The organism is Micromonospora sp. NPDC005220, from assembly GCF_040607895.1.
Lineage (GTDB): Bacteria > Actinomycetota > Actinomycetes > Mycobacteriales > Micromonosporaceae > Micromonospora.
In genome coordinates, this window is record NZ_JBEXHP010000189.1 from 1 (window position 1) to 6,529 (window position 6,529).

At 73.4% G+C, this 6,529-nt stretch carries 5 protein-coding genes and 1 pseudogene; all 6 read left to right on the forward strand.

The annotated features are described in order from the left end of the window. A partial coding sequence (locus ABZU52_RS31475; RefSeq protein ID WP_354974561.1) for a VWA domain-containing protein occupies positions 1 to 720 on the forward strand: 720 nt, incomplete at its 5' end. Then, entirely contained in the window at positions 720 to 1,331 is a 612-nt protein-coding gene (gene cobO, locus ABZU52_RS31480; protein ID WP_354974562.1) for a cob(I)yrinic acid a,c-diamide adenosyltransferase, read from the forward strand. The genes ABZU52_RS31475 and cobO, both read left to right, overlap by 1 nt. Further along, a complete protein-coding gene (locus ABZU52_RS31485) occupies positions 1,325 to 2,680 on the forward strand; it encodes a cobyrinate a,c-diamide synthase (RefSeq protein ID WP_354974563.1) in 1,356 nt (451 codons plus the stop codon). The genes cobO and ABZU52_RS31485 overlap by 7 nt, the downstream gene beginning before the upstream one ends. Continuing rightward, positions 2,677 to 3,498 (forward strand): precorrin-2 C(20)-methyltransferase, encoded by an 822-nt coding sequence (gene cobI, locus ABZU52_RS31490; RefSeq protein WP_354974564.1) that lies wholly within the window; start codon positions 2,677 to 2,679, stop codon positions 3,496 to 3,498. The genes ABZU52_RS31485 and cobI overlap by 4 nt, the downstream gene beginning before the upstream one ends. Next, positions 3,495 to 4,073: pseudogene (locus ABZU52_RS31495) on the forward strand (cobalt-precorrin-4/precorrin-4 C(11)-methyltransferase); the annotation flags it as partial. The gene cobI and the pseudogene ABZU52_RS31495, both read left to right, overlap by 4 nt. A 29-nt stretch (positions 4,074 to 4,102) precedes the next feature. Further along, on the forward strand, positions 4,103 to 6,199 hold the full coding sequence (locus tag ABZU52_RS31500) for an amino acid transporter (RefSeq protein ID WP_354974565.1): 2,097 nt from the start codon (positions 4,103 to 4,105) through the stop codon (positions 6,197 to 6,199). The last annotated feature ends 330 nt before the right edge of the window (positions 6,200 to 6,529 follow it).

The following is a 6,529-nucleotide window of genomic DNA, read 5'->3' on the forward strand; positions in this document are numbered from 1 at the left end:
GGCCGGGTCGGCGCGCTGCACCTGCCGGCGACGATCCGCGCCGCCGCACCGCACCAGGCGACCCGGGGACGGCTGGCGGGCCCGCTGCGACTGCGCCCGGAGGACGTGCGGGAGGCGGTCCGGGAGGGGCGTGAGGGCAACCTCGTGTTGTTCGTGGTGGACGCCAGCGGGTCGATGGGCGCCCGGCAGCGGATGACCGCCGTGAAGGATGAGGTGCTCGCCCTGCTCACCGACGCGTACCAGCGGCGGGACAAGGTCGCCGTGATCGCCTTCCGAGGTGCCGACGCGCGGACGTTGCTGCCGGCCACCTCGTCGGTGCTGGCGGCCTCGACGCGGCTGACCGAGTTGCCGACCGGAGGGCGTACGCCGCTGGCCGAGGGACTGCTCGCCGCCGTGGATCTGCTGCGGGTGGAGCGCCTGCGTGACCCGAAGCGGCGTCCCCTCGTCCTCGTCGTCACCGACGGGCGGGCCACCGCCGGACCGCGTCCGCTGGATCGGGCGGCAGCGGCGGCGAGTGTCCTGGCGGCAACCGGCGCCCCCTGCGTGGTCATCGACTGCGAGACCGGCCCGATCCGCCTGAACCTGGCGCACCGCCTGGCACTGCACCTACGGGCACCCCGCCACCGGCTGGGAGATCTTGGAAGGATCACGCCCTCCCAGGGGCACCTTTCTCCCAAGATCCACACCGGCGGCGCCACCGCAGACAGGGGAGATCGCTGATGCCGCAGGGACAGCCGAGCACCGTGCCCGCCGACGGGTTGACGACCCGGCAGCGGCGGCACCGGCCGCTGCTGATCGTCCACACCGGACAGATGAAGGGGAAGTCGACGGCGGCCTTCGGGCTGGCGTTGCGGGCCTGGACGGCCGGCCTGCCGGTCGGGGTGTTCCAGTTCGTCAAGAGCGCCAAGTGGCGGGTGGGGGAGGAGAACGCCTTCCGCGCGCTCGGCGAGGTGCACGAGCGCACCGGCCAGGGCGCGCCGGTGGCCTGGCACAAGATGGGCGAGGGCTGGTCCTGGATCCAGCGCGGCGGCGAGGCCGACCACGCCGCCGACGCCCTGGAGGGCTGGCGGCAGATCCAGCGCGACCTGGCCGCCGAGCGCTACGGGCTGTACGTGCTGGACGAGTTCACCTACCCGATCAAGTGGGGCTGGGTGGACGTGGACGAGGTGGTCGCCACCCTGGCCGACCGGCCCGGCTTCCAGCACGTCGTCATCACCGGTCGGGACGCCGATCCGCGCCTGGTCGCCGCCGCCGACCTGGTCGCCGAGCTGACCAAGGTCAAGCACCCGATGGACGCCGGCCAGAAGGGCCAGAAGGGCATCGAGTGGTGAACGCCCACTGGGCGCTGCCCCGGGTGGTGGTCGCCGCCCCGGCCAGCGGCCACGGCAAGACGACAGTCGCCACCGGGCTGCTCGCCGCGCTGCGCCGACGCGGCCTGACGGTCAGCCCGCACAAGATCGGCCCGGACTACATCGACCCCGGCTACCACGCCCTCGCCGCCGGGCGAGCAGGGCGCAACCTCGACCCGTTCCTGGTCGGGGCCGACCGGATCGCCGCCCTGCTGCGACACGGCGCGAGCGTCCCCACGCCCGCCGACATCGCCGTGGTCGAGGGCGTCATGGGCCTGCACGACGGTGCGGTGGGTCGCCGCGACTACGCCTCCACCGCGCACGTCGCCCGCCTCATCGAGGCGCCCGTGCTGCTGGTGCTGGACACCACCGCGCAGGGCCGCTCGGCCGCCGCGCTGACCCTCGGCATGGCCGCGTTCGACCCGGCCGTGCGGATCGGCGGCGTGATCCTCAACCGGGTCGGCTCGCCCCGGCACGAGACGCTGCTGCGCGACGCCCTCGCCGAGGTGGGCGTACCCGTGCTCGGCGCGGTCACCCGCGCCGCCGAGGTCGCCGCGCCGGCCCGGCACCTCGGGCTGGTGCCGGTCGCCGAGCGGGCACCCGAATCCGTCGCCATCGTCACCGCCCTGGCCGGACTGGTCGAGGCCACAGTGGACCTCGACGCCGTGCTCGACCTGGCCCGCACCGCCCCGCCGCTGACCACCCCGGCGTGGGACCCGGTCGCCGCCGTCGGCGGGCCGGCCGGCGTCGAGCGACCCCGGGTCGCGCTCGCCGGTGGTCCGGCCTTCACCTTCTCGTACGCCGAGACCGCCGAACTGCTCACCGCCTCCGGCGCGGACGTCGTCACCGTCGACCCGCTGCGCGACCGGTCGCTGCCCGTCGGCACCCGCGCGGTGGTGATCGGCGGTGGCTTCCCCGAGGCGTACGCCGAGGCGCTGGCCGACAACACCGCGCTCCGCGCCGACCTGGCCGACTTCGACGGGCCGATCGTGGCCGAGTGCGCCGGGCTGCTCTACCTCGGGCGGTCCCTGGACGGCGTACCGATGTGCGGCCGGCTGGACCTGACCGCCCGGATGACCGACCGGCTCACCCTCGGCTACCGGGAGGCCGTGGCGGTCACCGACTCCCCGGTGGCGCGCGCCGGCGAGCCGGTACGCGGCCACGAGTTCCACCGCACCACCACCGACCCGGGGCACGGCGAGTTGCCGGCGTGGCGCTGGAACGACTCCGCGCACGGCTTCGTCGCCGGCCGGGTACACGCGTCCTACCTGCACACCCACTGGGCCGGTCACCCGGACGCGGCCCGTCGACTGGTCGAGGCGGCCCGATGAGCGCCCAGCGCGCCCACGCGGGGCCGACCGCCGACGCGTGTCCCGCCGACGCCACGCTGACCGGCGTCGGTGTCGGGCCGGGTGACCCGGAACTGCTCACCGTCAAGGCCGTGCGGATCCTGCGCGAGGCCGACGTGGTCTTCGTACCCGTGATGGCGGACCGGGTCGCGCCGACCGCGACCGCCGGTGCGACGCCGCCGGACGCGCAGGCCGGGCGGGCCGAGGCGACCGTCCGGGAGTACGTGCCGGCGGACCGGCTGCGTCGGCTGCCGTTCGCGCTGGACGACCGGGGTGGGGTGACCGCGCGCCGGGCGAAGGCGTGGGACGACGCCGCCCGGGTGGTGGTCGAGGCGATCGACGCGGGCGCGCGGTCCCTCGCCTTCGCCACCATCGGCGACCCCAACGTCTACTCCACGTTCGGCTACCTGGCCCAGAGCGTCCGGGCGCTGCGGCCCACCGTGCGGGTGGCGACAGTGCCCGGCGTGACCGCGATGCAGGAGCTGGCGGCGCGCAGCGGCACCCCGCTCGTCGAGGGACGCGAACCGCTCACCCTGCTGCCGGCCACCGCGGGCCTGGCGCTGTTCGCCGACGCCCTGGCCGGGCCGGGCACCGTGGTCGCCTACAAGGGCTGGCGGCGACACCCGGAACTGCTCGCCGAGCTGCGCCGGCAGGGCCGCCTCGCCGACGCGGTGCTCGGACGCAGCCTGGGGCTGCCCGGTGAACGCATCGGGCCGGTCGACGACACCGACCACGACCTGCCGTACCTGTCGACGCTGCTGGTTCCGGCCCGCCGCGAGCACCGAGGAGGAAAGCTGTGACCAGCGACGGCACCGTGTGGTTCGTCGGAGCCGGCCCCGGGGCGGCGGATCTGCTGACCCTGCGGGCCGCCCGGGTGATCGCCGAGGCGGACATCGTGATCTGGGCGGCCAGCCTGGTGCACTCCGACGTGCTCAACCATGCCCGCCCCGGCGCGGAGATCGTCGACTCGTCGCAGCTGCCCATCGAGGGTGTGCTGCCGCTCTACCGGCGCGCCGCCGAGCAGGGGCTGACAGTGGCCCGGATCCACTCCGGCGACCCGGCGCTGTGGGGCGCGGTGCAGGAGCAGCTGGACCTGTGCCGGGCGCTCGGCCTGGCCGTCGAGATCGTGCCCGGGGTGTCCTCGTTCACCGCCGTCGCGGCGATCGTCGGGCGGGAGCTGACAGTGCCCGAGGTGGCCCAGTCGGTGATCCTCACCCGCCTCGAAGGCGGCAAGACCCCGATGCCGGCCGGTGAGCGGGTCCGCGACTTCGCCCGGCACGGCACCACCATGGCGCTGTTCCTCTCCGCCGCCCGCTCCGGGCAGGTGCAGGCCGAGCTGCTGGCCGGCGGCTACCCCGAGGACACCCCGGCCGTGGATCAGGACCTGTGAGGGTGGGACTGGCGATGGCTGACGAGCACCGGGCGAAACAGCGACGCTGGAACGGACGCCGCCATACGCCGACCGGGCCGGACCCGGCACTGCGGGCGGCCCGCGATCCGGCCCGCCCGTACCGGGGCGGCCGGCAGGGGGTCGTGGTGCCCGAACGGGTGGACACCCCGGCCCGCTCGGCGCCGCCGACCAGCCCGCTGCGCCGGTGGCTCTTCCAGCACCGGGTGCAGCCGCCCGGCCCGGAGGCGACCGAGGGGCAGAACCGTCGGCACCCCTGGTGGCAGGTGATGTGCCTGACCGGCGTCGACTACTTCTCCACGCTGTCGTACCTGCCGGGCATCGCGGCGGTGGCGGCCGGTGCGCTCTCCCCGCTGGCGACCCTGTTGATCGTGGTGCTCACCCTCTTCGGCATGCTGCCGATGTACCGGCGGGTGGCCCAGGAGAGCCCGCACGGTCAGGGTTCGGTGGCGATGCTGGAGCGGCTGCTGCCGTTCTGGCGGGGCAAGATCTTCGTCCTGGTGCTGCTCGGCTTCGTGGCCACCTCCTGGATCATCACGATCACCCTCTCCTCGGCCGACGCCACCGTTCACCTGTTGGAGAATCCGTATCTGCCGGACGCCCTGCACGGGTCCCTGGTGCCGGTCGTGGTGACGGTGGTGCTGCTGCTCATCCTCGGCGGGGTGTTCCTGCTCGGGTTCCGCGAGGCGGTGGTGGTGGCCATCCCACTGGTCGCGGTCTTCCTGCTGCTCAACGCGGTGATCGTCGTGGTCGCGGTGGTCCGGATCGCCGAGAACCCGGGCATCGTGTCGGACTGGACGGCCGCGGTGACCGCGACCGGCGGCGGACCGGGCCACGTGCTGCTCACCGCCGTGTTGGCGTTCCCGCTGCTGGTGCTGGGGCTGTCCGGTTTCGAGACCGGGGTCAGCATGATGCCGCTGGTCTCGGCCGACGGCCCGGACGAGCAGGCCCGGCTCGCCGCCCGGATCCGCAACACCCGTCGGCTGCTCACCACCGCCGCGCTGATCATGTCGGTGTACCTGATCTCGACGACCTTCGTGACCACGGCGCTCATCCCGAAGGAGGAGTTCCGGCCGGGCGGCTCCGCGAACGGGCGGGCGCTGGCGTTCCTGGCGCACACCTACCTGGGTGAGGTGTTCGGCACCGTCTACGACGTGAGCAGCGTGCTGATCCTCTGGTTCGCCGGCGCCTCGGCGATGGCCGGGCTGATAAACATCGTGCCGCGCTACCTGCCGTCGTACGGGATGGCCCCGGAGTGGGCGCGGGCGGTGCGCCCGGTGGTGATCGTCTACACCGTCGTCAGCGTCGCCATCACGATCGCCTTCCGAGCCGACGTCAACGCCCAGGCCGGGGCGTACGCCACCGGGATCCTGGCGATGATGGTCTCCGGGGCGGTGGCGGTGACGATCTCCGCGGCCCGCCACCACCGGCGCGCCTCCGCGATCGGCTTCACCGTGTTGACGCTGGTGCTGCTGTACGCGCTGCTGGAGAACGTGATCGAAAAGCCGGACGGGATCACGATCTCCGCCCTGTTCATCCTCGGCATCATCGTGGTCTCGTTGGTCTCCCGGGTCACCCGGACCACCGAGCTGCGTGCCGAGCGGATCGAGTTCGACGAGGCGGCCCGTCGGTTCATCGCCGAGTCGCTGGCGCACGACGGGCAGCTGCACCTGATCGCGAACAAGCGGCAGACGGGGTCGGTGAAGGAGTACACGCTCAAGGAGCGGGCGCAGCGCGCGATGAACCCGGTGCCCGGGGCCGCCGACGTGCTGTTCCTGGAGATCGATGTGGTCGATCCGTCGGAGTTCAGTCAGGTGCTGCGCGTCCACGGGATCGAGGTGGGCGGCTTCCGGGTGCTGCGGGCCAACAGTCCGGCCGTGCCCAACGCGATCGCCGCGATCCTGCTGGCCCTGCGGGACGCCACCGGGGTCCGGCCGCACGCGCACTTCGAGTGGTCGGAGGGAAGCCCGATCGCGCACCTGGCGCGCTACCTCATCCTGGGTCGGGGGGACACCCCGCCGGTGGTGCGGGAGATCATTCGCCGGACCGAACCGGACCCGCTGCGCCGACCCGGCATCCACGTGGGCGGGTGACGTCGGTGCCGGTATGGCGGCTTTGAAGATGAAAGGGGGCACTATCCACGTTCACGCCTTCCTGTCCGTATTAGGGACTTATCGTGACGTTTGGTGATCGGCGAGCACGTCGAGCCCCAGGTCAAGATCGACGATGAGAGCGTGGTCGTCGAGAACGAGCCGACCAACTGCGAGGGCAGCCAGGTGCCGATCGCGCACTGCTTCCGCTGAACGTCGACCCGCGCTCCATCCCGAACGCGCAGCCGAGCCGCCCCGACCCAGGATGAGGTAGCGCGCCAGGTGCGCGATCGGGCTTCCCTCCGACCACTCGAAGTGCGCGTGCGGCCGGAC